Consider the following 24,578-nt stretch of genomic DNA (forward strand, 5'->3'; position numbering starts at 1 on the left):
GGCCCGTATCCGAAGCGCGTGAGCGCCGCTCCCTAGAAAGGCCGCGGATCGACCGTGACCCAGGAGCCCTTGATCACCTTCTCGTGGACCGGCGGGCCGGGCTTCGTGATCGTCGCGCCGTACGACGGCACGATCTTCCCGATGACCATGTCGGACCCGAGGTAGGCACCGACCCGGCTGTCCGCCTTGCCCCCCGAGGTAGGCGCGAGCGTCGTGTCGGCCACCCCCTGCGCCATGCTGGGCCCGAAGATCGGCTTGGTGGCGCCGTTGCAAGACGCGATCTCGACCTTCGCGCCCGGCGCGGCGCCGTTGAACCCGGCCGCGTTGAGCTGCTTGCCGAGCTCCTTGCCGCCGATGCTCTTCTTCTTGCCGTTCCACTCGATCGAGCCCGGGTCTCCGTGCGAGACCACGATCACGTGGTCCTCGCCGGCGAGGTTCGCGCTCGGCAGCTCGTGCCCCTGGACCACGGTCGCCCCCGGGTACTGCTTCTTGTACATGGCCACCGAGTCGTTGATGACCTTGTCGTTGCTCCCCTGGACGATGACGACGAGCCCGAGCGGGTCGACATAGAAGGTCGCGTTCGGCAGGAACCCGATGTCCTGGAACGAGGCCGGGAAGCCGAGCGGATCCGGCGTCAGGTAGACGGAGAGCTCCGGGTCGTAGTACCGGAACCGGTTGTAGTGCAGGCCGGTCCGCGGGTCGGCGCGGTGCCCCGCGAAGCGCAGCGCTCCGATCGCGCCGCTCGAGCGCGCGACGCTGCCCCACGCCGACAGGTCGACGTCGGCGATCTCGCCGTCCGGCGCCGCGTAGAGCCACGGCGTCGCGGTCAGGTCCGTGGCGAGGAGCCGCCACTGCCCCTCCACGGTGCGCTCGGCGAGCGGCGTGAAGCCGTCGTCGTCGAAGACGCGCCTCACCGAGCGCGCGTGACCCGAGTCGACCTCCTCGACGAGCGACTCGTCGTCCCAGAGGAAGAACGTGCTCCGGCCGTCGTCGCCGAGCTCCGCGAGCCGCCGGCCGAAGGGATCGTAGACGTAGCGGATGCGCTGACCGGCGTCGGAGCGCGCGAGCACGAGCCGGTCCTCCGCGTCGTACTCGAACGTCCAGCTCCTCGCCGCGCTGCCTGTCGCCTTGCGCACGAGGCGGCCGCGGTCGTCCCAGGAGAGCTCGGCGGTGGTGGTGCGCAGCGGCCGCCCGCCCGGGCCGAGCTGCCAGCCGGCGCCGCGCGGAACGGGCGTCCCCTGAGGGGCGATCTCGAACGCCTCGCTCGCCCCGAGCCCGCGCGCCGCGAGCGGCCGCCCGACCGGATCGAGCACGTAGCTCCGCGCGCCGTGGCGATCGTCGTCGATGTGATGGACGGGGCCGCGCGGGTCCCACGCGTACGCGCGCGTGCGCAGCGTCTCCTCGGCGCGCTGCAGCGAGACGCGCGTCGGGAACCCGAGGGCGCTGCGCTCGGTCGCGAGGCGGAGATCCCCGAGCGAGCGGGCGATCTCGCGGCGCTCATGGTCGCGCTCGAGCGACACGTCGAGCGGCGCCGCGCCGCGCTCGTCCTCGCGCAAGCCCACCCGGGCGAGCCAGCCGCCGGCGCCGCGCCCGAGCTCCGCCGACCACCCGGTCGAGTAGCGGCGCGCCACGACGCGGCCGAGGAGATCGTGCGTGTACTCCACCGTGAAGCGGTGGCCGCCGCACTCCTGGACCTCGCGCGCCACGCGGCCGAGCGCGTCGCGCTCGAAGAGCACCGACGTGGAGGCGTTCGAGGCGCGGCGCACCTCGCCGAAGGCGTCGTACTCGAAGTGCGCGCGCTCGCCGCTGGAGTGCTGGCGCTCGACGACGCGGCCGAGCTGATCGAGGACGAAGCGCATGAACGACCCGTCCGGGCGCGAGATCGCGACGGGCCGCTCTCCGCCATCGTAGTCGTAGCGGGTCGAGAGGCCCGCGAACGACCGCTCGCTGACGAGCCGCCCGCGGGCGTCGTACTGCCGCTCGTGGCGCTCGCTGGCCGGGTTCTCGACCCAGCGCAGCCGGAGCAGGGCGTCGTAGCCCGCGCGGATGCGCGCGCCGTCCGGCCGGAGCCGCTCCACGAGCGCGCCGGCGACGTGGCGGAACGACTCGCGGCCGCCGCCCGGCCACTCCACATCGACGACGTGCTGCGCGGCGTCGAGCGTCCATCTCGTCCGCTGCCCCTCGGGGCCTTCGAGCGCGACGAGGTCGCCGCGCGAGTCGTAGGACAGCTCGAACGTGGCCCCGGTCGGGAGCGTGAGCCGGACCGGAAGGCCGAACACGTCGAACGTGTACCGCCAGACGGCTCCCGCCGCGTCGACGACCTCGCGCACGTTGCCGTGCGCATCGTACTGGAAGCTGGTCGTGGAGCCGTCCGGCCACGCGATCGCGCGGTTCTTGCCGCGATCGTCGTAGGACGCGCGCGTGGCGGCGCCCGAGGGGGCGACGCGCTCGATCGTGCGCCCGTTGCGGGTGCGCTCGGTCATGGTCAACCCGCTCGGCAGCCGGAGGACCCGCGCGCCGTCCTTGTCGCTCACCTGCGCGCGCGCCTCGTCGGCGCTCGTGCGCGCGGGGGCGCCGGTGGCGTCGTAAGAGCGCGACCATCGGAGCCCGTTCGGCTGCGTGGACGAGGTGGCCCGCCCCGCCTCGTCGTAGGCGAAGCGCGTCTCGTACCCGCACGGATCGACGTAGTGCTTGATCAGCCCGAGCTCGTTGCCCCAGTAGCGATGGATGCCGCCGCACGCGTCCACCATCGTGGTCTCGTGGGGGCCGGGACCGTACGTGAAGCGGGTGTGGAAGATGCCCTTCGGCCGGTCCGGCGCGCTCGCCTCCGGCGCGCCCAGGGCCGCGAGGATGTCCTCGCCCTCCAGGTCGCCCCACGTCTCGACGCAGCGCCGCTGCCCGAAGACGGTCTTGTAGACGAAATGGTACCTGACCTTGTCCGGCCGCTCCTCGAGCACGAGGTAATGGTGCTCATCGTAGGCGTAGCGCGTCTCGGCGCCGCCCGCGTCCACGGCGCGGACGAGGTCCCCGCGCTCGTCGAGCTCGTACGTGACGAGGCGCTGCCGGTGCTCGCGCCCCTGCTCGTCCGAGGCGACGACCCACCAGCTCGCGAACCGGTCGTCGCGCTCGAGCCAGGCGCGGCGCCCCACCGAGTCGACGATCTCGACGACCGCGCCGTCACGCCACCGGATCTCGGCGATGTTCCCGCTCGCGTCGCGCAGCTCCGCGAGCTCCCAGCGATGGCGCGTCGACGACGGCGCGAGCACGCGGAGGAGGCCGTCCTGGAGGTCGACGACGAGGCGGTCTTGCTCGCGCCAGAGGCGCCGCCCGTAGGGGAGCAGCAGCGTCTCCTCGGCGTCCGGCAGGGCGATCGTGGTCCGCCGGAGCGTCTCATCGACGAGCACGAGGTGGTCGCCGTGGCGCTCCGCGTACCAGAGCAGGCTGTGCGACCAGCCGCGCCCGATGCCCGCGTCGAGCGAGACCGAGGAGGTGCGGTAGTGGCGGACCATCGTGACCCACAGGAAGCCGGGCAGCTGGAAGTCCACGGCCGGCTCCGTGAACAGCGTGCCTGTCACCACGTCGACGGGGTGCCCGCCGGCCGCCTGCCCCTCGGTGCCTGGCGGCGCCGGCGCGCTGGGCGGGCCCGCGCCCTGGCTGCTTCCGCCGCCGCCCCCGCCGCCGTTGCCGCCGCCCTGCGGCCCGCCGCCGCCCGGCCCGCCGGCGCCGCCCCCACCGCCGCCGGCGCCGCCGGCGCCGCCTCCGGCGCTGCTCGCAGTCGCGCCGGCGCCGACGGTGATCGACTTGTTCATCTGGCCCATGCTGCCGGTGATGCCGGCCATGCCGAGCTCGATGAGCACGTTGGGCGCGCCGAGCCACGGGAAGCACGGTCCGCCGGTGTTGAGGCTGACGACCTCCTTCAGCGTGCCTGGCTCGTTGCCGTGGCACGCCTTCATGCAGCCGCCCACGGTGAGGATCTTGGCGCCCTCGATCTTGGTGCGCATGCAAGGATCGATGATCCCCTCGGCCACCGTTCCCATCGTGGGATAGGGGATCGGCAGCGGGCTCGGGGCGGCGGGGGTAAGGCATACGCTCACCGCCATGCCGGTCATCTGATGCCCGGATTTCTCGGTGATGGTGTCCAGGTGAAGGGCGGTGACTTTACCCATTGCCGGTCGATGGTCTCACGCGGGCGGCGGCTCTGGAAGCCGCGCCGCCGTGCTCACGTCTCAGCGCCGCGCGCTCTGCTCGACGAGCGCCTGCCACCGCGCCTTGAGCGTCGGATTGGACTGGAAGCGCTCGTGCCACATCGCGTGGAGCGCGGCCCAGCCCTGCGGGTCGAGCCCGTAGTGGCTCCGGATCTGCTCGATGTGATTGGGATGGTCTCGCATGTCGGCGCAGATGCGCGCGTACTGCGCGAACGAGATGCGCTCCACGCGCCGCGTGGTCTCCGCGTCCACGCCGGCGTTCACCCGCGCGGCGGGCTGGGCGTGGGATGCGTTCGAGGGGAGGCCGCCAGTGGAGCTCGGCTGCTGGAACGGCAGGGCCCAGCTCTCGGCGACGGGCGGCAGCGGCGCTGTCTCGTCTTTGACTGTCCGCGAGGACGCGGCCGGAGGGGCAGGGCGCGAGAAGGGAAGAGCCTTGTCGGCCGGAGGAGGAGAGGTGGGGCGTGAAAAGGGAAGAGCCTTGTCGGCCGGAGGCGAAGGAGCGGGGGGAGCGAACGGCAGGGCCTTGTCGGCCGGAGGAGAAGGGGCGGGGCGGGCGAACGGCAGGGCCTTGTCGGCCGGAGGGGAAGGGGTAGGGCGAGCGAACGGCAGGGCCTTGTCGGCCGGAGGCAGAGGGGCAGTGCGAGAGAAGGGCAAGGCCTTGTCGGCCGGAGGCGAAGGAGTGGGGCGAGCGAACGGCAGGGCGCTATCGCCCGGAGGCACATTGGCGGTGCGAGAGAAGGGCAGGCCCCTGTCCCCCGGAGGCACATCGGCGGTGCGAGAGAAGGGCAGGGCCCTGTCCGCCGGCGGCGCGTTCACCGCGCCGATGCGCGTGGCGCCGTCGTGCCTCGCTGCGGCTGGCGCCGCGGTCGTCCCGAGCGGGGGTGCGCTCGACCCGCCCTGGCTGACGGCCAGCGCCTCCGGCATCTCCGGGATCTCGGCGGTCCGCCTGTCGACGCGCTTCAGGAGGCCTGGCGGCGCCGTCGCCGGCGGCTCCGGGAGGGGCACGGGCGTCGGCGCGACCGCAGGCGGCGGCGACGGCGTCGCCCCAGGCTGCTGCGACCGATCCGCGAGGGGGAGCGCCGGCGATCCCACCGCGCTCGCCCTGGCCCAGGGCGAGCGCGCCGCCCTGTCGTCGCTCGCTCCCGCGGCGTGCAGCGGCGTCGCCCCCTCCGCCGGTGCCCCCTCCGAGGGCGCCGCCGAGAGCGCCGGGAGGTGCGCCTCGGGCGCCACCGGGATCGGGCCCTCGAGCTTCCTGCGCGCCTCCCGCAGCTTCGCCTGGGCGCGGCCCTTCTGCCCGGCGACGAGCTCCAGGTAACGCTGGCTCGAGCGCAGCTGCCCCCGGGCGGCCTGCGCCGCGAGCTTCGCCAGCCAGCGCTCCCGCGCCGCCTCCCACGCCTCGCCCGAGAGCCCCGCGCCCGCGAGCACCTCGTCCCGCGGGACGCCGGCCTCCAGCGCCCCGGCGACGGCTGCGAGCTCCTCGAGCGTGATCGATCGGCTGTTCCCCTCGCTCTCCACCATGCCCCTCCGAGCTTACTCCCGAGGCCGCGCCCGCAGCGCGGCCGCAGCTCCGACCAATCTCGCGGCGCGGCCGTCCCTGCTACTTCATCGCCCGCTGAAACCGCGCCATGAGCTCCTCGTCCTCGAGCATCGCCGCGGTCCAGCGCTGCTGCGCGCTCAGGTAATCCTCGAGCGTCAGGTCGAGCCGGCTCAGCACCGTCGCCATGTCCGTCCCCCGCTTCATCGCGCGCGCCGCCTCGAGGAAGCGGTCGAACGTCAGCTCGCTCCTCGCCCGGGCGCGCTGCACCCTGGCGAACGTCTCGGCATAGGCCGCGACGAGCGGCGGCACGCCCACGTCCTCGCCGTCCTCGTCGTCCGCCTCGGACAGGCGCGCCTGCCAGGCGTCGTCGAGCGCCTCCCAGCGCTCCTCGTCGAGCCCGTGCGCGGCGAGGAGCGCCGCGCGGTCGGCGCTCGGGTCCGCGAGCTGGGCGGCCAGCGTCGCGTAGACCTCGACGTCATCGAGGTCGCGCGCGTCGAGCGCGTCGCGCGGAGGTTCGTTCATCGCGCCGCCAGGCTACCCCAGCGCGCTGCTTGGGGCCTCCTCCGCGCAGGTGTATCCATGGCGCGTGTCCTTCTCGTACCTGCCCTTCGTCACGCCCGGCGGTCAGGACGGGCAGCCCTCGGCGCCCGCCGGGATGGCCCGCTCCGCTCACGACCAGCTCGACAGGGCGCACGCCGCGCTCCGCCGCGCTGCGCTGGCCCTCGAGCACGACGTCGAGCCCTTGATCGATCTGACCGGGCCCGCGCGCGCCCTCGAGCGGGCCTTCGGCGCGATCTACGACGCCTTCGACGGCCGCGCCGAGCCGCTGGGCGCCGCGCGCGCTGCCATGGTGGAAATTGACAGCGCTGCTGTCCCGATCGGCGAGGCGAAGGGGCTCGACGTGGGCCTCGCGGCCGTGAGCGATCTGCTCCAGAGCGCGCGGGGCTGGCTGGAGCGCGCCGAGGCGCGGCTCGCCGCCGTGCCGCCCGCGCCGCCGCTCGCCCCGCCGCCGATCATGGCGAGCCGCGATCGGCCGCGGCTGCACGCGGTGCAGCGCGCGTCGCTCGTGCCGAGGCTCAAGGTCCCGGAGCCGGCCCCGGCCGAGGTCGTCGCGAAGCCGCCGCCGCCGATCGCGCCGCCGAAGACGTTCGAGGAGCTCAAGGCCGCGGTCGAGGCGCTGAAGAAGCGGGCGCCCGCGCCCGGCGTGCTCCCCACCGCCGCGGAGGCGCGGCCGCTCCCGCCGCGCCAGGACGAGCAGGCCGCGCGCCCCGCGCCGCCGCCCGGCTTCGCGCCGGAGATCGGCGCCGCGATCGACGACGTCGCCTTCCTCCGCGCCCGCGCCCGCGAGTGCTTCGAGGAGGTCGCGATGGTCGGCATGCAGCGGGCGCCGCTGCTCGGCGATCCCTTCCGGGGCGCGCTGGTCCTGGAGCGGCGCATGCTCGCGGCCATCGACGTGATCGCCGCGATCGGGGCGCCGGCGCTCGAGCACGTGCCGCGCCTCGTGGCGGAGGCCCCCGTGAAGGACCCGAGCGTCGCCTTCGCGAGCGCGATGGTGCTCGGCTGCTTCGCGGGCCGCGACACGCTGGCCGCGGCGGAGCACGCGCTGCTCCGGAGCGAGCGGGACCGGGCGTTCATCGACGAGCTCGGCGCCGCCCTGAAGCTCGCGCCGCACGAGCTCCTGCCGCTCGCGCTGCGCAGCCTGCTCCGCGAGCCCGAGCCGCTGCTCCGCGCGATGGCGATCGACGTCCTCGCCTACCGGGGCCTCGCGACCGAGGACGAGCTCGCGGCGGCGGCCTCGGACGACGCGGCCGCCGTCGCGGCGCGCGCGCTCCACCACCTCGGCTGCGCGCCGGGCCAGCGCCTGCCCGAGCTGATCCAGCGGGCCCTCGCGGCCGGGGATCCGGAGCTGCGCGAGGCCGCCTGGACGGCCATGGCGCTCTCGGACCACCCGCACGCCTCGATCGCGCTGCGCGCCGCGATGGAGGAGCCGGAGGGCGGGGACGCGGCGGCGCTCCTGCTCGCGCTCGCGGGCGACGAGGCGGACGCGCGGCACCTCGTCGCCCGCGCCTTCGAGGCGCCGCGCCGCGGCCTGATCGCCGCCGTGGGCTGGACCGGCGCGGCGTCGGCCGTGCCCCTGCTCATCGATCTGCTCGAGCGCGACGGGGACAAGGCGGCGAAGCTCACCGCGGCGTACGCGCTCGATCGGATCACCGGCGCCGGGATGTGGGACGAGGTCGCGGTGGAGGACGAGGAGATCGCCGTCGCCGACCCGCCCGACCCGGACGTGGGCGAGCCACGCCAGCTCAAGCTCGCGCAGCTGGTCAGCGATCCCCGCGATCCGCCCGCGGCGCCGGCGCCGGAGATGGTCGAGCAGCCCACGGTGGACGCCGCGCGCTGGCGGGCCTTCTGGATCGAGCGCTGCCAGGGCTGGGACCTGGGCGCGCGGTACCGGCGCGGGCTCCCCTACACCCCCGAGGTCGTGCTCGACGAGCTCGACACGGGGCGGGTCACCCCGGCCGAGCGCCGGCTGCTCCAGCGCGAGCTCATCGTCCGCACCGGGCACTTCGTGCGCTTCGATCCGCACGATTTCGTGGTCGACCAGGAGGAGGCGATCGCGGCCTGGCGACCGATCGCCGCGCGCGCCTCGGGCGCGCCGGGCCGCTGGATCCGGCCGCGCCGGCGCGCCGCATGAGGCCGGCTGCGGCGCGCGGCGCTGGCGCCGCCGCTCGTCACGGCGAGCCGTGTCCGCCGCGCTCCGCCGGCCTTGCCGCGCCCCGGCGGCTGGCGCATGGCCTGGCCCGGGCGCTGCGCCCGCCGAGGGGGAGCGCCAAGGGGGAGCGCCAAGGGGGAGCATGAAGCACGGCGGACTTCGGAAGACCGGCAGGCAGATCATCGCGTCCACGGCGCTCGGCGCCGCGCTGCTCGCGGCGCCCCCGGCGGGGGCCCAGACGAAGGAGGAGCTCGCGGAGGCGCGCGCGCTCTTCCAGCAGGGCGTCGCGCTCAGCGCGGCGAACAACTGCCCCGCGGCGCTCGCAAAGTTCCACGCGGTCGCGAACGTGCGGCGCACGCCGCAGGTGCTGTTCAACATCGCCGAGTGCGAGGCGCGGCTCGGCAAGCTCGTCTCGGCGCTCGGCAACTACCGCATCGCCGCGGCCGCGGCCGACGGTGACCCGAAGGCGAGGGACGTCACCGCGAACGTCGGCCCGCGCATCGAGGACCTCGAGCAGCGCATCCCGCGGCTCGCGATCCGCCGCGGCCAGGGGGCGCTCACGGCGACGATCCTGCTCGACGGGTCCGCGCTCGGCGCCGCGGAGATGAGCGCCGACATCCCCGTCGACCCGGGGCCGCACGTCGTCTCGGCCAGGATCGGCGATCGCGAGGTGGTGCGGGAGACCGTCACGCTCGAGGAGCGCGACGAGAAGACCGTGGAGGTTGCGGTCACCGAGCCGCCGCGCCCGGCTGCGCCGCCGCGCGCGGCCGCGCCGCCGGACACCGCCCCGCCAGAGGCCCCGAGGCCGGCGGCGCGGCCGTCGAAGGTGCCGGGCCTCGTGGTGCTCGGCGCGGGGATCGCGAGCGGCGTCGTGGGCGGCGTCTTCCTCGGCCTCCGCGCCGGCACGCTGAGCGATCTCGACGCGCTGTGCGGCGGCGACAGGAGCTGCCCTCCGTCGGCCAGGCCCACCGCCGACCGGGGCCGGCTGTACACGGGCGTCGCCGAGGTCGGGATCGGGCTCGGCGTCGCCGGCGTGGCCGCGGGGATCGCCCTGCTCGTGACGAGCGGCCGCGGCGCCGCCGCGGCCGAGCCGCGCGCGGGCGCCGCCGCGGCCAGGCGGACCGCCGGCGCGGGCGTTCCCCGCGCGGCGATCGTGCCGCACGCGCCCGGCGCCGACCTCGCGGGCCTCGGCGTCGCCGGCAGGTTCTGAGGCGGGCCGCCCTCGGCGCCGCCACGGCCGAGCCACGCGCGGGCGCGCTCGGGGCTCGCGGGCCGGTCAGCTCTGGCCCTGGCAGCAGAACGTCCTCGGGGATGCGCCCCGCGCCGCGCCGGTCGCGGTGCCGCCGCTCGGGGTGCACGCGCCGCCGGTGGGCGTGCCGGGCGACATCGCCATGCGCCCGACGATCGACGGGTTCCCCGTGAGGTCCTGGCACCCGCCGGCGGGCAGCTCGACGAGCAGCGTCTCGCACGTGTCCTCCGGCGTGTCCGAGTAGAGGGCGAGCGTCGTCGGGCAGGTCCCGTTCGACGGCGCGCCGCACGCGCAGTCGTCCTCGCAGCCGCGGGTGTCCTCGATCCCGGTGAAGAAGACGTGCTTCTCGGTGTACGCGCCCGGCGGGCACGCGTTGTCGCCGTCCTTCGCGATGCAGAGCCCGCCCCCGAACGGCGCGGCCGGCCTGGGCGCGCAGACCCGGCCGAGGTTGCAGCCCTCACCCGTCCGCTCTGCGGCGGCGCACGCGCGACCGAGCCCCGTCCAGGTGGGGTCCTGCCTCTGCATCTGCACGGGCGTCGGCGCGCAGCTGCCGCCGGTCGCCACGATCGCCTCGGCGGAGACCGAGGCGACGCAAGGATGCGCCTCGAGACTCGCGTCGCAGCTGTCGCCGCCCGGCTCGCAGGCGACCCCGCCGCCGAAGACCCCGTCGGGGCCCGCGCACTCGCCGGCCTTCCAGCCGGAGATAGGCGCGAGATTCCAGGCGCAATGCCAGCTCGCGTCGCAAGGCGAGTCGCTGACGCTGATCTTCAGAGGCCCGCACGCCTGCCCCTGCGCCGGTCCGCACGAGCACGCGCAGGCCGCCGGCGGCGCGGACAGCCCGCGGTTCCCGACGAACGGCGGCCCCGCGGCGAACCTGGCAGGGCAGCCCGGGTCCATGGCGGGCTCTCCATCGAACAGCGCGAAGTAACCGCTCCAGCCCTCCGGCACGGCGGTCGTGCACACGAAGTCGCCGCACGCCGGATCCGCGCAGTCGACCAGGCCGTCGCCGTCGTCGTCGTCGCCGTTCACGCAGTCCTCCGCCCCGTCCCCGCCGGAGCTGCTGCCGGCGCCTCCCGAGGGCTCGGGCTCATCGAAGGTGTACTCGGGGTACAGGCACGCCGCCGGCGCCGCGAGCGCGCCTGAAGCGCAGAGGCCGAGCCAGGCCGCGAGGTGCGCTCTCCGGCCGACGAGAAAAGAGCTCACCGAATCACCTCCTTGGCAGGCTGCCCGCTGCGCGGAGCCGCGCGCCGTGCCTCCTGCGGCAGAGCGTGCGCGACCGCTCGAGGCGGGCGAGGAGAGCAGCTCGCACGATGGACTCTACGTCTCTCCGGCGCGGGATGGCAATGCGCGGGAGCCCCATCGCGCGCGAGGCTCGGCGCGAGCCAGCGGGCGGACACCGCGGCGCGCGATACCACCTTCGACGCGATCGTGCCGTATGGAGTCACCCGTCGTGGGGTGTCGGAGATCTGGAGATGCGGAGTCGCCAGGGCCGCTGAGCGGCGCCGCGCGCGGACCGCGCGGCGCCGGCGGGGAGCAGCTACTTCTTGGCGGGGGCGGCGGGCGCGGCCGGCTTGGGCGCCGGGCCTGCCGGCTTCGCCGGGGCCGCGGGCGGCGCGCCCTTGGCCGGCGGCGCAGCCTTCCCGGGCGTCGCGTCGCCGGTCTGCCCGCTGTTGTACAGCTGGATGGCGCGATCGGTGAGCTCGAGATCCGCGCGGTAGTACGGCGCGGCCGACTTGTCGAGGATGAGGTCGTAGCCCTCCTGCGCGGCGAGGCGGCGGAGCAGGCCGAGCACCTTCTGCAGGATCGGCGTGGTCATCTCGCTCTCCTTGCGCTGCATCTCGCGCTGGTAGTCGACCATCGTCGACTGGAGCTCCGCGGCCTGGCGCTGCCAGGTCTCGAAGCGGCGCTGGAGCGCGTCCTTCGGCGTCTTGCCCGCCTGGGCCTCCTTGTCGAGCTTGTCGCGCTCGTCGGCGAGCGCGCGCTGCTTCGTGTCGAGCTCCACCTGGCGGCTGTCGAACAGCTTCTTGAGCGTCGCCTGGACGCGGAGGCCTTCCTCGGTCTCCAGCATGGCGCGGCGCACGTCGACGACGGCGATCTTCGACTGCGCCGACGCGGGCGCGGACGAGAGCAGCGCCGCCCCGCCCATCGCCGCCGCGGCGAGCAGCGGCAGCAAGCGCCCCGCGATGCGCCGGTCCAACCGGCGCGGGCCAGCCGGACGCGCGGGGCTGGAGGACGTGGAGCCGCGCGCGCTGGACCGCTCAGAAACGTTGTTTTGCATCGCGGATGGCCTTAGCTACCCGGCCACCCAACGTCAAGAACGTGGCGCGTCCTTCTCGCGCGCGGGAGCCGCCGCGCCGTCGCCGTGAGCGTCCTTGCTCTGGGCAGGGCCCGCGCCGCGCGGCGCCGCGGGATCGCTGCCCTGCGCTTCCGCGCGGTCCTTCCGCGCCGTGGCGCCGGCGGTCTTCGCGACCTTGCTCCGCGACGGCGCCGCGGCGTCCGCGGCGGTCGCGGCGGTCGCGGCATTGCGCCGCGCGGCCGGCTCCGCGCGCGAGGTCGACGCGCGCTGCGGCGCCGAGGGCGCGGGCAGCGATCGGCCGAGGCGCTCGCGCGCGAGGGCGATGAGCCGCCCGATGTCGTCGCTCCCGCGCAGGAACGCCTCGCGGTGGCGCGGATCCCGCAGGGCCTCGACGCGCGCTGCCAGCGCGGTGAACGCCGCGTCGAGCGCGGCGTTCGCGGCCGCCTCGTCCCCTGTCGCGAGCAGGGCCTCCACGAGCGTGAGGCGGATCGCGTCGTTCCATTCCTCGATGGGCCCGCCGTCGAGGTGGCGGGAGGCCTCGCGCGCCGCGTCGACCGCGGCCTTGAGCTCCCGCCGCGCCAGCTGGACGCGGGCGAGCGCGAAGCTCGCCATCGCCTGCAGCGACGTCGCGTGGCGCGCCGTCTCCTCGCAGAGCCAGCGGGCGATGGAGTGGGCGGTCCCGTGATCGCCGGGCGCGCCGCGCCAGACGAGGAACAGCGCCTCGTACAGCCGGCCGACGATCCTGAGGCGCGCGATCTGGCACTCGTCGGCGATGCGGCCGGCCTGGCGCTGGTGCGCGACGCCCTCCTCGATGTTGCCGAGCCGCGCGTACGACATGCCGAGGTTGTGGAGCGCGAAGCCCTCGAGCGCCCGGAGCTTCCGGCTCCGCGCGTCGAGCAGCGCGCGCTCGAGCATCGCCTGCGCGTCCTCGAACAGGCCGAGGTGGTTCAGCACCGAGCCGGTGTTCAGGCGGGCCTTCGTCGCGACGACGGCGTCGCCGGCCTGGTCGGCCGCCGCGGTCAGCGCCGTGCCCGCGCTGACCGCGGCGGACAGGTCCCCGACGTTCATCAGCGCCACCAGGTGGGCCTCGTGGGTGCGGAGGAGCGCGCCGGTCGAGCCGCTCGCGCGCGCGACCTCGATCGCCGCCTCCGCGGCGCGGAGCGCCTCGGCGGGCCGGCTCTGGTCCACGAGGCCGCGGACGCGCGACGCGAGCAGCATGGCGCGGATCGACGGCGAGAGCGCCGCCGCGAAGTGCGGCGAGAGCGCGGACGCGGCGCGCGCGTCGCCGTCGGCGCTCTGGCCCGCCTCGATCATGCACGTCACCGCCAGCACCTGCGCCTCGCCCCACAGATCCGACCCGGGCAGCGCGAGCCGCGCGGCCTCCTCCGCCGCGTCGAGGCCCTCCGGGACGCGGCCCATCAGCTCGCAGATCTCCCCGCGGTGGACGAGGAGCGTCGCGCGCGTGGTCCCCTCCGCCCCGCAGGCGAGCCCGCGCGTCGCGAGCTCGAGCGCCACGTCGAGCTCCGCGCCGGTCGCCACGGCGCCGCGCGTCGCCCGGGCGTAGAGCAGCGCGGCCCGCGCCTTGTCGCCGGCGGCCTCGGCGTGCCGCGCGACGAGCCCCGGGTCGGCGTCGCCCGCGGACTCGAGCCAGGCGGCCGCGGCGAGGTGCAGCGCGGCGCGATCCTCCTCGAGGATCGACGCGTACGCGGCGTCGCGCACGAGCGCCTGCCGGAACGTCCACTGCGCCTGCCCCGCGACGCGGGGCTCCAGCTCCAGCTGGCGCGCGATGATCTCGCCCGCCTCGAGCTCGGCGAGCTCGGCGCCCACGGCGCGCTCGAGCAGCGCCTCGACGCCGCCGCTCCAGAACACCGGGCCGAAGACGGACGCGGCGCGCAGCACCTCGCGTACCCCCTTCGACATGCGATCGACGCGGAGCTGCACCAGCGCCTGCACGCTGAGCGGCACGTCGTCGCGCCCGTCGGCGGCGTACCGGATGAGCTCCTCCAGGAAGAGCGCGTAGCCGCCGGCGCGCCGCACGATGGCGCTGCGCGTGGCCGGGTCGGCCTGGGGGAGCGCCGTCGCCACGAGCCGGTCCGCGGCCTGCGGCGACAGCGGGGAGAGCGACAGGCGGGTCACGTTGCGCTGCGCCCACAGCGCCGGGAACCGGCCTCCGATCTCGGGGCGCGCGAAGCCGAAGACGCCGAAGCGGAGGTCGGTGCAGCCGAGCAGCCAGTCGACGAGGTCGACGGTCGTGCTGTCGGCCCAGTGCATGTCCTCGATGACCAGGATCTGCGGCGTGCTCTCGGACTTCGAGCGGAAGAACGCCTCGATCGCCATCCGCATGCGCGACTCCATGAGCTGCGGGCTCTCGCGCGCGGCGCGCAGCGGCTCGTTGCCCTCGTCCGGGAACGGCACGCCGGTGAGCTCCCCGATGAAGGCGGCGAGGAAGCGGAGCGGGCGGGCCAGGCGCACCGCCACGTGGGCGTTCACCTTCTGCACCTGGTCCTCGAGGCGCTCGCCGTCGTGGATGCCCATGAGCGCGCGCAGCGCGCGGCCGAGCCCGGACAGGCCCGAGCCCTGGCTCATCGGATCGCCCCGGCAGAGCAGGATGACCGGCGCGTGCGGCGCCATGTCGAGGCGCTGGATCAGCTCGGCGCGGACGCGGCTCTTGCCGATGCCGGCGGGGCCCGTCACCAGCGCGGCGCGCGGGGCGCCGTCCTCGGCGATCTCGCTGAAGATGCCCTGGAGCCTCGCGATCTCGTGCTCGCGCCCGACGGTCGGCGTGGGGGGCCCGAGCAGCTTCCGCGCGTCGAAGCCGGTCGCGTCCTCGTGCAGGAGCACGCCGCCGCGCGCGTCCTCCTGGACCACGAACCGCCCCTCGAGCGCCGCGGTCGCGTAGACGTCGATCCGGACCGCGCCGGGCACGGCGGACTCCAGCTGCTGCGCCGCGCGCTCGAGCGCCTCGCCGGCGAGGTTCGCGCGGCCGCGGACGGCGTGACCGACCGCGACCGAGACCCGCGCGCCAGCCGTCGACCGGGCGACGGTCAGCGCCGCCCGCGCGGCGCGCATCGCCTCGTCCCCGCGCGAGCGCTCCACCCCGAGCACCGCGACCATCTTCCCGCTGAGGAGCGGCTCGAGCCGCGCGTCGTCGCCGAGGACCTCGCGGAGCGAGGCGTCCACGTCGGGGCGCAGCGGGCCCGCGCCGAGCTCGAAGAGCACGCAGGCGACGACGCGCCGCTCGCTCGTCGCGAGCCGCACCTGCGGCCGCTCGTCGCTCGGCCCGGCGGGGCTCGCCGGGCTCGGCTTGATCTCGGGCGCCGCCGCCCGCTGGACCGCCGACGCGGACCTGTCGGTCGCGGGGGGGTCGTTGCTGAGCTCCCCGACCCGCGCGAGCGCGCGCGCCAGCTCGCCGCCGTTCTCGTACCGCTTCTCGCGATCGCGCGCGATCGCGCGCGTGATCACCTCGTCGAGCGCCTCCGGCACGTCGAAGCGGACCTGCTGTGCGCGGGGCGGATCCTCGAGCACGAGGCGCCCGAGCAGCGCGATCGCGTGCTCGGTCTCGAACACGTTCCGGCCGGTGACCAGGCGGAACAGCACGGAGCCCAGCGAGTAGACGTCGGCCCGCGCGTCCACCGGCTCGCCGCGCGCCTGCTCGGGCGCCATGAAGTGCGGGGTGCCGATGATCGTGCCGCGCTCGGTGGGACAGTCGTCCGGGATCGCGAGCTTCACGACGCCGAAGTCGATCAGCTTGATCGCCGTGCCCTTGCCGCGGACGAGGAAGATGTTGGACAGCTTGAGGTCGCGGTGGACGACCCCGCGGGCGTGGATGGCGGCCATGGCGGCAGCGCTGCGCCGGACGACCTCCACCGAGTCGCGCAGGCCGAGCGGCGCGCGCCGCTGGCGCTGCCCGAGATCCTCGCCGTCGAGCCACTCCATGGCGAAGAACAGGCGCCCGTCGAGCCAGGTGCCGTGGGCGATGTACTGGACGATGTTCGGGTGCCGCAGATCGGCGAGGATCGCGATCTCGCGCGCGAAGCGGGCGCGCTCCTGGTCCGACGCGGCGGCGCGCAGGATCTTGATCGCGACCGGGGCGCCGGTGGTCTGATCGGTGCCCTTGAAAATATCGCCCATGCCGCCGCTTCGGCTGCGGGCTTCGATCATGAAGCGGTCGGTCGGATCGGTGAACTCCGGGAGCACCGTCGGGAAAGGCTACGCGAATTTCGCAGCTTCGTGCCAGAGAGAAGGCGTTCCGCGCGCTGGCAGCGCGCCGCGCACGCCGCGCGCGCCGCCAGGCGACCTGGGCTGACGCGCCCTCCCGGGGCCGCGCGGCTGACGTTCGCGTCGCGCGCCGTTCGGCCCTGGGAGGGGCGCGTCGAGGCAGGCCGGGCGCTCGAAAATTCCAGCCACGAACCGGGCCGTCGGCCGTCAGGCCATCGGCCGATCGCCGCCCGCCCGAGCCGCCCTCCGCGCCCTCAGAACGCCGCGAGGAGCCCGGCGCCTACCGAGGCGGTCAGGTGAGGTGTCCTCAGCGCGCCGATGGTCGGGGCGTCCTCGAGCCTGAACGCCGCGAGGAGCTCCGTGTGCGTGTAGAACCAGAGTGTGTCGTCGAGCGCGAGCTCGATCCCGCCGCGCAGCCCGAGCGCCATCATCAGCAAGGCCGTGTTGGGGCTGCTGTCCGGCCGCGCGGAGAACAGCAGCGTGCCGGCCTCCGCGAGGCCGCAGGTGACGAACAGGTCGCTCGTGTGGAGGCACGAGGCCAGGGCGCCCGAGAGGATCGACCGCGCGTACAGCGTCCGCGCCTTCGAGCTCCCGCCGGGGGCCGAGGTGTCCGGAGCCGCCCCTCCGCTGACCTTCTGCGCGTCCACCGCCGGCGGGAGAAAGACGTTGCGGCTCTCCAGCGACAAGGTCACGCGCCTCGACCAGCGCGCGCGCACGATGCAGGACAGGCCGCCGAGCAGCTCGCCGCCCGTCCCGAGCCGCGCGAGCGCGCCGACGCCGGCGAGCATCGTTTTCCACGGCCTTCCGGGCGCGCTCGCGGGCTTCGGGCGCGGCGGCGGCCCTCTCCGCGGCGGCTCCGGCGGCGGGGCCGCGGGGCGCGGCGGGGCCGCGGGGCGTGGCGGGGCCGCCGCCGGGGCGCGCCCGTCGAGCCCGAACGGCGTCAGCGTGAAGGCGATCGAGAGCGCGACGTAGCTGGTGAGCAGATCGCACGCCGCGTCGCTGTTCGGGACGTCGAACTCGCGCTGGGTGGAGACCTCCCCGCCGGCGTCTCGGTACTTGACGGTCGCGACGAGGTCGTCGCCGCGCGGGCCGATCGCGACGGCCACCTCCTCGGGCGCGTCCTCACGGAAAGGGTCGTAGCCGGTGCGCAGCTGGATCTGCTCGCGCAGCGCGGCCTCTCCAGGGCATGACGCCGCCGGCGCATCCTCGCTGTAGCGCATCCGCAGCACGCGGCGCGTCGGCTCTGCGGCGAGCGCCGGCGCGCCGAGCAGGAGAGAGGCGAAAACAATGTTGCAGAGAAGAGATCGTTGCATCCCGAGTCAATAGCTCCGCTGAGCGAGTCGTTCGTGGCGGCCATTGAGCGCTCTCGAGCCAAAGCGCGTCAAGAGCTCATGACGCTTCTCCTCGCGCGATCTCGAGCCATTTATGCTGCCTGCGCATGATAATCGAATACTGTGCGTCGTAATGGGCGCTCAATTCGATTACAAAGGCGAGCGCGCACGTTATTCGTGACGATTTGAGCCAGCTGCTTGTAAATCACTGCTCCGCGGCCTCACGCGCGAGCATGTCTGTATCCGTGGCAATCGAAACACGTTGTCCGTAATCGTGCTCGCGAGCGGGCCCGCGCGGTTGTCGCGAGCGTGCTCGCGACAACCGCGCGGGCCGACGGAGCACGACAGGCGGGCTCCGCCTGGTGCGCAGGCGCTCGGCCGGCGCCGGGCGGGGATCGGTCTCGAGTGAGAGGGGAGAAGAGAGGAGAGAGAGGAGGGCGCGCGCCGCGAGCGGTCAGCCCGCGCTCGCGCCCGCGATGGCGCCTGCGCGCGAGGCGAGCCGCGCGAGGTCCTTGGGATCGCTGACCCGGACGAGGATGACGGTGATGTTGTCGCGACCGCCGCTCGCGTTCGCCTTCTCGATGAGCGCCTGGGACGCCTTCTCGGGGTCAGGCTCGGCGAGGAGGATGTCGCGGATGGCCTCGTGCGTCGCCATCTTCGAGAGGCCGTCGGAGCAGAGGAGGTAGACGTCGCCGGGGTGGGGGCGCGCGATGATCAGGTCGACCTTGACCGCGGGCGAGATGCCGATCGCCCGGCTCAGGTGGTTCGCCATCGGCCCGGTGATCCCCGCGGCGCCCATCGTGTGATCGGTGGTCAGCTGCGTCAGCTCGTTGTCGCGGAGGCGGTAACACCGGCTGTCGCCCACGTGGCCGATGTAGAGGCGCTGCTTGTTGGGGGAGAAGCGGGCGCTGACGAGGGTCGTGCCCATCCCGGTGAGGCTCCGCTCGGCGTGGGCCCGCTCGTAGATCGCCTGGTTCGCGCGCTGGATGGCGACCGCGAGCTCGCTGCCGCGACGGGGGACATCGGGGTAGGGGCTCTCCGCGTCGTTGTCCACGAACGACGGGTCCTTGAAGGCCCGCGCGATCGTGTCGACCGCGAGGCGGCTGGCGACGTCGCCGCCCGCGTGGCCGCCCATGCCGTCCGCCACGGCGAACAGGTAGTGCTCGTCCAGGCAGAGATAGCAGTCCTCGTTCTTCTTGCGCTTCTGGCCGGGGTCCGTCTGTCCCACGGCGCTGATGAGCAGCAGCGGCGACGAGCTGGTCGGCTCGTCGACGGCGGCCTCGTCGTCGTAGATGATCGGGACGGCCGAGGGCTCCTCGCGCTCGTGGTCGTCGTCGTCGTCGTCGTCCTCCTCGTCGCCGCCGTACGACGGTGCGCTCGGGCGCTTGATCGCGTTCTGCAGCACCTCCGGCGGCGCCAGCGTGATCAGCGTGAGATCGTCGTCATCGTCGTCGAAGGCGTCATCGTCGTCGTCGCGGCGCGACGCCCCGTTCGGGCGCTTCCACTCGGCGCTCGAGACCCGCTCCGCGCGGCCCTGTCCTCCCGTGGTCTTCGCGTGGGAGACCTCGCTCGCGGGCGCGCGCGCGACGTCCTGCGAGCCGACTGCGTCCTGACCCGTCGTAGAACCTTCGAGATCTGCCTCCCCCTCGTCGAGGGCCTGGGCTCCTGGGCCACCCTGCGACGGCGCGATCGCCGCGCGGGGCCGGGCCCGGTCGCCGTTGTTTGAACGAAAATACCAATAGATCAGCCCGAGAAGGGCGATTCCCATGACAAGGGCGGCTGCGAGATCGGCCATGTCCCGGCGACCAACGTAGCAAAGGCGCGCCGCGTCTCCGAGATCAACGTGCAGGGAGACGGACGACGGCGATCGTTCCTGGCTTCGGCCTCGTCCGCTGGGCGCGTACCTGAGGCGCACCTCGGCGCCTGCCAGCGCAGAGATGCGCCCCCACCCCGCCCGCGAGGCGAGGCCCGTGGCGAGCGGCCGCCGCAGCGAGCTCCGCGATGAGGCCGCGTCTGCCGGGCTGCACGTGGGCCGGGCCAGCCCGTGCGTGTGCTGCGTTGCGGCAGGCTGTGCAGGAGAGCGCGCCCCTTCGCTTCCCCGGCGTAGATCGGCCCCGCGGGGCGAGAGCACGAGGTCATGCCGCGCACGGCCTGGCGCTCCGGGGCTCTCGTCGCTCTCCTCTAGAGAGGCTCGAGGCGACTCGCGCTCGCGCCGGAGGCGTCCCCCGCGCTCCCGGCAGGGCGCTCCCTTCACCCCCGGGCCGCGCTGCGCGTCCCTCTGCCCGCTGCCGGCCTCTCGCGGCGGACGTGCGCCGGCGTGTTCGTCGCGCGTCCGCCGCAAACGAACTCCTGGAGCGGGTTGCCAGTGCCCGTGGCGCTGACTAGTCTCCGCGCCCGCATGACGCTCGCCTGCACACTTCTCCGGACACCTCGCATTCTTGGTGCGGGCCTCGCGGCCTCGATCTTGGGCGGGCTCGGGGTGGCCGGCTGCTTCGTCGAGAGCGAGGGCCTCCCGCCGCCTGTCGAGGGGTTCTACTTCCCGGCAGGCATGGTGGCGTCCCCCGGCGGGCGGGTCCTCTACGTCGCGAACTCGGACTTCGATCTCCAGTACAACGGCGGCACGGTCCAGGCGCTGGATCTCCAGCGGCTGCGCCGCAGGGCGCTCGGCCTCCTCGAGGCGCTCAATCCGCGCGAGGCGGCCGCCGGCGCGAGCGTGCGCGCGGCGTGCGAGCAGGTGGGCCTCGGCGCCAACCCCGCGCCGCTGCTCTACCCGGGGCCGTGCGCGCCGCTCGACATCGCCGCCCTCGACGGCGACGAGGAGATCGTCCGGCGCTCGGCCGTGATCGGCGCGTTCGCGTCGAACCTCGTCCTCGCGCACAGGCCGCTCCCCGAGCCAGGCGCCACGCCCAGCCAGACAGCGCAGCAGAACGCGCGGCTGTTCGTGCCCGTCCGGGGCGACCCCTCGGTGACCTACTTCGACGTCGCCGACGACCGGCTCGACGCCCCCGACGCGCAGCGCTGCCAGGGCGACGCCTGCTTTCAGCTCGACTGCGGCGCGACCGAGTCGGGCGGGCGCTGCCCGAGGGACCACCGCATCGGCGAGGACCCGGGCCAGGGGCGCGTCAGGGAGAAGCTCCCGCTCGAGCCGTTCGGCATCGCCGCGGGCCCGGACGGGACGAGCATCGTCGTCTCGCACCAGACGCTGAACTCCGCCAGCGTCATCGAGAACTCGTGGAACGAGGGCAAGCGGCCGGAGCTGGCCGGGATCCTCGAGGATCTCGCCTCTGGACCGACGGAGCTCGCGGCCGTGCCGCGCCCGCGCCTGGTCACGCAGCTGAAGCGGGCGGACAGGGCGATCGACTACCAGCCCGCGTTCGTGCTCACGTACGTGGCGTCGTCGCAGCTCGACCTGATCCGCTACCAGGAGGCCGAGCCCATGTCGACCGCGCCGGCGCTCCTGTACCAGTCGACCACGACCCCGATCACCGCGCTCGCGAGCGGCACCGACTCCCGCGGGATCGCGGTCGACGCGAGCGAGCGGCAGGCGTGCGAGGCGGGCTGCGGCGACGTCGACTACGAGTGCCTCGCGCGGTGCGCGGCGATCCCGATCCCGGCGTACGTGGCGCACCGCTTCCCGAACTCGCTGCTCATCGGCGAGGTGACCACGACGCTGATCGAGCAGGACGCGGAGCAGCCCGAGGACAGGTGGATCGCGGCGTACGAGACGCTCGCGATCCGCGACGCCGCGCCGCTCGCGGCCTACCCGTCCCGCGTCGAGATCGGCGACGTGATCGGCGCCGACGGCGCGCGCCACCGGCGGGTCTTCGCGGTCGCCTTCGACTCGGGGCTCGCGTTCTCCTACGACCCGGCGGCGCGCAGCATCGACGCCGTCATCAACACCGGGCGCGGTCCCCAGGCGATCGCGCTCGACACGGGCCACACGTGCAGCGACGACAGGGAGCGCTGCGACTGCACGCCCGGCAGCGACGGTTGCGAACCCTATTCCCTCATGTACATCGCGCATTTCACCGACTCGTACGTCGGCGTCGTCAACCTCGACATGCGCAAGGCGAACACGCCCGCAACGATGATCCTCACGGTGGGCAAGCCGGTCTCGCCCCGGGAGTCCCAATGAAGCTGCGCGCCGCGCTCCTCGCCCCCACCTCCGTCCTTGTGCTCGCCGGGTGCGCCGAGGAGTCCACGCCGGTCGCCGTCGAAGCGCTGGCGCAGTCCGGCCGGAGCGCCTTCGTCTGCCTCGCCATCGACCGGCCGGATCCGGAGAAGCCGGGCGTGACGCGCTCGCTGCCGATCACGGACTGCTCGTACCGCACCGCGGACTCGCCCAGCGATTTCCAGGTCGACGCGGCCGACGGGGGCGCGGCCAAGCTGCCGCACCTCTACGCGCTCGTGACGCAGACGTCGCGCGGCGAGGTAGCGGTCATCGACATGACCACCGAGCACTCGCCGATCCTCGATCACGACACGGGCACGCCCGGCGCGAGCTTCCTCCCGGTGGGCGCGCAGCCGGTCGACATCGTCGCGACGCCGGGCGGCACCGCGTCGTTCGTCGCCGTCGCCGAGCCGGGGCGCGCGGGGATCTTCGCGCTCCCGTCGGCGAAGGTGCTGCCGCGCGGCGGCTGCCCGGTCCCGTCGCTCAGCTCCTGGCCCTCCTGCTCGCTCGGCTCGACGCCGGGCGAGATCCTGCTCGTCTCCGATCCGCCGGGCCCTGACGGCAAGCTGCGGAGCTCGTGCTCGGGCGACTACGACGTCGAGCCGACGAGCCCCGACGCAGCCGCGGCCGGCGGCGACGCGTGCGGCGCGAACGGCGACCTGAGCCAGGAAGGGCTCGGCCGGCAGAAGCTCATCGTGAGCATGCCCGAGCTCGGCGGCTTCGCCGTGATCGACGCGCAGACGCTCCTCGAGGACGAGCGGTACGCCGAGGGCGGGTTCGCCCCGTGCGAGGTGGAGCGGTGGGTCCCGCTCCAGGTCTCGCTCCCGCCGGCCGCGCCGCCCGAGGGCGCGCCGCACGGCCCGGAGTGCGCGGCGCCTGCGGCCTCGGTCACGTCGGCGCAGGCCGTCGAGAAGCCCCGGCCCGCGGGGCTCGCGCTCTCGGGCGACCGGCTGTTCGTCGCCGATCTCGACGCGCCGGTGATCCACGTCGTCGACCTCCCGACGCCGTGCGAGCCGCTCGAGCTGCCCCCGCTCCTGCCCGCGTCCACGCTCGACCCCGAGCGCGTCGTCACGACCAGCCGCGTCGCGGTGAGCCAGGCGGCGCCGCCCGACTTCCGCCGCTACCTCTACGCGGTCGACGCGGGCGACGGCAGCGTGATGGTCTTCGACGTCAGCGACGGCGCCCTCGGCCGGGCGCCGATCTCGCGCCCTCACGCGGAGTGGAACCCGTTCCAGCCGCCCGATCGGATCCGCTTGCCGGCGCCCGTCCGCGACCTCGCCGTCGTGCAGCGCGAGGCCCCGGCCACGCTCCCGGCGACGGGCGTGGCGCCGCAGGGGATCCGGTGCGACCCCGATCCGAACCTCAGGACGTGCGACCTCAGCGTCGCCTCGTGCGACATCGAGACGCTGTACCGTACGTCGGCCGAGCGCGACGCCGGCGCCGGCCCGCTGAAGCTCCGGGGCTCGTTCGCCTACCTGGTGCTCACGAACGGCCAGGTGGCGATCGTCGACGTGGACGACCTCGACGCGGCCTGCCGCGGGCCCGCGGTCGGCAGCGCGCGCGCGGGCTGCGGCGGCGACGCGCCGACGAGCGCCAAGCCGCTCGTCACGAGCGGCGAGGCCTCGTGCAACGTCGTCATCCCGCACACGCTGCGCTCGGCGAACTACGTCGTGACGAGCGACGGCTCCGGCCAGCTCGAGCCCGGCGTGCAGGGCCTGCCGATCCTCTACGATCGGACCGGCACGGTCGTGCCGCTCTCCGCGACCAGCCCGAAGATGCGCGCCACGTTCCCGTCCGATGGCGCGGACTCGCCGGCGCTCGCGCTCGCGGTGGGGGCGCAGCGCGAGACGATCGTGGCGACCGACCGCGGCGAGACCGACGTCGACGATCAGGGGCTCGTGCTCAGGTCCGGCGAGCCGCAGCACGCGCTCACGATGAACCTCGAGGACCCGCGGGTGCACCTCGTCAACGAGACGTGGATCGCGACGTACGAGGGCGTGCTCCCCGGGTTCACCCGGACGTTCGTCCACTTCGACGGGGACGCCGCCTCCGTGCGGAGCGCGGACGCGCGCTTCTGCCGCCGCGGCGTGCAGAGCCGGGCCAGCGTCGAGGAGAAGCTGCTCGCCGCCGGCGTCGAGGCGGGCGAGGCCGCCGCGCGGGCCGCAGAGCTCGCCGACTTCGTGCAGATCACGTCCGCGCTCCCGGGCGAGGACGCTGACCACTGGGCGACGTCCTCCGGGTGCTCGTTCGAGTCCTGCGACGCCCGGTACGGCAGCGTCATCACGTCGCGCCCGGGCCTGCGCGTCGCCGAGGCCTACGAGGATCACCTCACGCTCGAGTCGCGCGACCCCGCGGTCGACGAGGTGGCGCTCGCGGCGTGCTGCTTCCCCGGCGAGGTGCAGCTCGGCGTCCGCGCCGCGGGCCAGTGGGTCGTCCGGAGCAACGCGGTCGGCTTCCTGCACCACGTCGTCGCCGACCCGGACACGGGCCGGTGCCGCGACGCGTGCGACGAGCGCCTCGCGCGGCTCAACGGGCGCGTCGTGCACACGCCCGAGGACGGGCGGGTCACCGACGGGGAGCCGGGCGCGTTCACCAGCCCGATGTTCCGCTTCGCGATCACGGGCGGCGCGCCCGAGCAGGACATGCAGTTCCGCTTCACCACCCAGGGGGCGTTCACGCCGCTCCTCGTGGAGCTCAGCGACAGCGTGGAGCTGCAGCCGCAGGCCATCCGGCTCGTCCCCGCGACGGGGGAGCTCGCCGTGACCGACGGCTCGCTCCAGGGCCTCATCCTGCTCAGCGCGCGCGGCGTCGGCGTCGCGCGCCGGTTCCACTGATCGGCGCGCCGAGCGCGCGCGGGCAGG

Annotated in this window: 12 protein-coding genes; 4 read left to right on the forward strand and 8 right to left on the reverse strand. The window is 74.7% G+C overall.

Going from position 1 to position 24,578, the window contains the following annotated elements; all coding sequences use genetic code 11:
• Positions 1–32: 32 nt before the first annotated feature.
• The 3 genes from WME85_RS18615 to WME85_RS18625 form a co-directional block, all read right to left on the reverse strand.
• Positions 33–4,166: a PAAR-like domain-containing protein gene (locus WME85_RS18615; protein ID WP_437839957.1), complete on the reverse strand. Its 4,134-nt coding sequence runs from the start codon at positions 4,164–4,166 to the stop codon at positions 33–35.
• A gap of 60 nt (positions 4,167–4,226) precedes the next feature.
• Positions 4,227–5,723, reverse strand: coding sequence for a hypothetical protein (locus tag WME85_RS18620; RefSeq protein ID WP_437839959.1), 1,497 nt, complete (start codon positions 5,721–5,723; stop codon positions 4,227–4,229).
• Between the two features lie 79 nt (positions 5,724–5,802).
• Positions 5,803–6,264 (reverse strand): hypothetical protein, encoded by a 462-nt coding sequence (locus tag WME85_RS18625; protein ID WP_437310691.1) that lies wholly within the window; start codon positions 6,262–6,264, stop codon positions 5,803–5,805.
• Positions 6,265–6,328: 64 nt separating this feature from the next.
• On the opposite strand from WME85_RS18625, the gene WME85_RS18630 reads away from it, so the two are divergent.
• Positions 6,329–8,434 carry a hypothetical protein gene (locus WME85_RS18630; protein WP_437839960.1) on the forward strand — a complete coding sequence of 702 codons (2,106 nt, stop codon included), beginning with the start codon at positions 6,329–6,331 and terminating at the stop codon, positions 8,432–8,434.
• A 160-nt stretch (positions 8,435–8,594) separates the two neighbouring features.
• Complete coding sequence (locus tag WME85_RS18635) at positions 8,595–9,662, forward strand: tetratricopeptide repeat protein (protein ID WP_437839961.1); 1,068 nt, start codon at positions 8,595–8,597, stop codon at positions 9,660–9,662.
• A 66-nt stretch (positions 9,663–9,728) separates the two neighbouring features.
• Here the strand turns inward: WME85_RS18635 and WME85_RS18640 are convergent, their stop codons facing one another.
• From WME85_RS18640 to WME85_RS18660, 5 genes are all read right to left on the reverse strand, one after another.
• Positions 9,729–10,904: a hypothetical protein gene (locus WME85_RS18640; protein WP_437839962.1), complete on the reverse strand. Its 1,176-nt coding sequence runs from the start codon at positions 10,902–10,904 to the stop codon at positions 9,729–9,731.
• A gap of 334 nt (positions 10,905–11,238) precedes the next feature.
• On the reverse strand, positions 11,239–11,874 hold the full coding sequence (locus tag WME85_RS18645) for an OmpH family outer membrane protein (RefSeq protein ID WP_437839963.1): 636 nt from the start codon (positions 11,872–11,874) through the stop codon (positions 11,239–11,241).
• Between the two features lie 138 nt (positions 11,875–12,012).
• Positions 12,013–16,194, reverse strand: a complete 4,182-nt coding sequence (locus WME85_RS18650; protein WP_437839964.1) for a serine/threonine-protein kinase — start codon at positions 16,192–16,194, stop codon at positions 12,013–12,015.
• Positions 16,195–16,469: 275 nt separating this feature from the next.
• Positions 16,470–17,528, reverse strand: a complete 1,059-nt coding sequence (locus WME85_RS18655; RefSeq protein ID WP_437839965.1) for a hypothetical protein — start codon at positions 17,526–17,528, stop codon at positions 16,470–16,472.
• Between the two features lie 472 nt (positions 17,529–18,000).
• On the reverse strand, positions 18,001–19,314 hold the full coding sequence (locus WME85_RS18660; protein WP_437839966.1) for a PP2C family protein-serine/threonine phosphatase: 1,314 nt from the start codon (positions 19,312–19,314) through the stop codon (positions 18,001–18,003).
• Between the two features lie 696 nt (positions 19,315–20,010).
• Here WME85_RS18660 and WME85_RS18665 point away from each other — a divergent pair.
• Positions 20,011–21,681, forward strand: coding sequence for a hypothetical protein (locus WME85_RS18665; RefSeq protein ID WP_437839967.1), 1,671 nt, complete (start codon positions 20,011–20,013; stop codon positions 21,679–21,681).
• Positions 21,678–24,551, forward strand: a complete 2,874-nt coding sequence (locus WME85_RS18670; RefSeq protein ID WP_437839968.1) for a hypothetical protein — start codon at positions 21,678–21,680, stop codon at positions 24,549–24,551. The genes WME85_RS18665 and WME85_RS18670 overlap by 4 nt, the downstream gene beginning before the upstream one ends.
• Positions 24,552–24,578: the final 27 nt, after the last annotated feature.

It is taken from the genome of Sorangium sp. So ce1153 (assembly GCF_051521595.1).
GTDB lineage: Bacteria > Myxococcota_A > Polyangia > Polyangiales > Polyangiaceae > Sorangium.

Coding starts and splice junctions, on each gene's coding strand:
- WME85_RS18670 (WP_437839968.1), top strand. CDS start 21,678: ATGAAGCTGCGCGCCGCGCTCCTCGCCCCCACCTCCGTCCTTGTGCTC.
- WME85_RS18660 (WP_437839966.1), bottom strand. CDS start 19,314: ATGGGAATCGCCCTTCTCGGGCTGATCTATTGGTATTTTCGTTCAAAC.
- WME85_RS18615 (WP_437839957.1), bottom strand. CDS start 4,166: ATGGGTAAAGTCACCGCCCTTCACCTGGACACCATCACCGAGAAATCC.
- WME85_RS18635 (WP_437839961.1), top strand. CDS start 8,595: ATGAAGCACGGCGGACTTCGGAAGACCGGCAGGCAGATCATCGCGTCC.
- WME85_RS18625 (WP_437310691.1), bottom strand. CDS start 6,264: ATGAACGAACCTCCGCGCGACGCGCTCGACGCGCGCGACCTCGATGAC.
- WME85_RS18620 (WP_437839959.1), bottom strand. CDS start 5,723: ATGGTGGAGAGCGAGGGGAACAGCCGATCGATCACGCTCGAGGAGCTC.
- WME85_RS18655 (WP_437839965.1), bottom strand. CDS start 17,528: ATGCAACGATCTCTTCTCTGCAACATTGTTTTCGCCTCTCTCCTGCTC.